This is a genomic window from Methanophagales archaeon, from assembly GCA_021159465.1.
Classification (GTDB): domain Archaea; phylum Halobacteriota; class Syntropharchaeia; order Alkanophagales; family Methanospirareceae; genus G60ANME1.
Map to the genome: position 1 here is coordinate 1 of JAGGRR010000090.1, position 1,404 is coordinate 1,404.

General features: G+C 44.1%; 1 protein-coding gene. It reads right to left on the bottom strand.

What is annotated here, in order from left to right:
* The coding region (locus J7J01_04700; GenBank protein MCD6210180.1) for a transposase at positions 1 to 1,317 on the bottom strand (1,317 nt) is incomplete at its 3' end.
* Positions 1,318 to 1,404: the final 87 nt, after the last annotated feature.

Here is a 1,404-nt window from a genome sequence, read left to right on the forward strand (position 1 = left end):
TTCACCTCCAGCAGATATAATTTCAACCTCACCTTTTATAAATCTTAAGTTATCACTTTTCATTATCCTGTGCTTGAACACCAGGTAAGATTCTTCAGATACATACCTCGCCAGAATGAGGTTAAGAATTGTCTCCAGACCCTTAGTGGTCCATCTCATCCACTTATGTTTTGTCCTTTTTGATGTCTCTCCCATTAACCTCTCTATGAGATTTGAATTCCATGGCACCTTTCTTCCCTTGAACGCCAGTACTGCAAAGGTTACAATAGTATTAGAATAATCCCGGATAAAGGAAGCAGCCTTAGAACAGCCGAGTTTCAGGAGTTCATTTGCCAGCTTCTTCAATCCATCCACCGTGGAGTTGATCCTTCCTTTCAATGCATCCAAATCCCCATCCTTTCTATGTTTCTCCACTGAATTCTTCAGTGAAAAGAGGAGGGTTTCCAGCATTCTGATTATCCCTTTCCTATCTTCCAGCGTCATTTCCCTGTCCTGCCATAGCTTAAAGCTGGTATCGCGGAGCACGTGGATCAAATCCAGCTGAAATCTCCTTTCGCCTTTCACAAGCGCATTTCTCATCTCTCTATCGGCATCACCGATGATTACCGCCTCCTTATCCAATGCAGCAGCCTCCTCGAGTTTGCTTGCCGTTTCCTTCCAGGGTTTATTCACCCTTGCGTCCAGGAGAACCTTTTTCCCATTACTTACGCCCAGAACAACATTCACGCGATTTTTGCTCTTCCCTTTCTCCTGTGAATGGGTCTTAGTGCCATCAGCAAATGCAACTTCGACACTTGCATCTGTGATCTCATCCCTGTTGAACGTTTTGATCTTCTCGCCGTACTCGATAACCCTACGGTTTATTGTGCATGCAGAAGGGAAGTCTTTTATGAACTGCTTCCCCTCTTTCACCGCATCTCGATAGGTGAGCCTGGTAGCAAGCTCAGCGCTAATCATAGAAATGTCCTCTTGATAGACCTTCTTTCCATCAAATTCTACTCTATCTTCCACGGGCAAGAAGATCTTCTCTTCCTCTTTATCCCTAGCCCTGTGCAACCTGAGATTGAGTTTTCCCACAGATGTCACAGGATGGCGTTCTACACTGCCAGCACGCTGGTATCTCTTCTTGCTATTACCTCTGGCATACTTTCCCCCACAGTATTTCTCAATCAGCTCTTCATCCACTCTTTCAATTACCGCTTCTGTTACCTTCTGTTCTAATCCAAGTTCCTTCACCGCAGTTGCTACATTACCGACCGATACCTTTTTATTCCCATCAAACGTTATTTTTATTTGGAGAGAGACGGTAATATCCATTGGGATTCACCTCCTCCACATTTAACCTGCTGGAGGTGTCTCCCTTAGGATTTTTTATAATTTTAACCGATCTTGAAACACGACTAA